This is a genomic window from Paenisporosarcina macmurdoensis, from assembly GCF_042658845.1.
Lineage (GTDB): Bacteria > Bacillota > Bacilli > Bacillales_A > Planococcaceae > Paenisporosarcina > Paenisporosarcina macmurdoensis.
Map to the genome: position 1 here is coordinate 1 of NZ_JBHSRI010000026.1, position 606 is coordinate 606.

Below are 606 nucleotides of genomic sequence, written 5' to 3' on the forward strand. Positions count from 1 at the left end.
TGGGGTGAAGTCGTAACAAGGTAGCCGTATCGGAAGGTGCGGCTGGATCACCTCCTTTCTAAGGATAATTACGGAATATAGACCTTGGGTCTATAAGTTGACGTTTTGCGTTCAGTTTTGAAGGTTTGTGGAAAAGCGAAAATCGCTATCCAACTCGATAAACATTTGAATATTTCTATGTGAGATGCTTGCATTTCTGCGGAGAAATTGACAATGGCATACGAGTTAGCGCTTTGAGCTAGACATAAGTCTTTTTTAACTTGTTCTTTGAAAACTGGATAAAACGACATTGAAAGCAACAAACATTCAAGTAATTCATTTTTAATAAGTTCAAACTTATTAAATGACTTTAATGAGGGTTTTCAGACACGAGCAGGTCGAGGAAGCAAGCGAGCGAACACCGGAGCGTACTAATCGTACGTGAGGATGTGAGTGAGTGCAGCTGACGAAGAGATGCGAAGTGTATGGAAAGCCGAACAAGGTTAAGTTAATAAGGGCGCGCGGTGAATGCCTTGGCACTAGGAGCCGATGAAGGACGGTACTAACACCGATATGCTTCGGGGAGCTGTAAGTAAGCTTTGATCCGGAGATTTCCGAATGGGGAAA

General features: G+C 42.9%; 2 rRNA genes. Both read left to right on the forward strand.

From position 1 onward, the window contains the following. A 16S ribosomal RNA gene (locus ACFPYN_RS17265) occupies positions 1-58 on the forward strand; the annotation flags it as partial. A 422-nt stretch (positions 59-480) separates the two neighbouring features. Further along, positions 481-606, forward strand: a 23S ribosomal RNA gene (locus ACFPYN_RS17270); the annotation flags it as partial.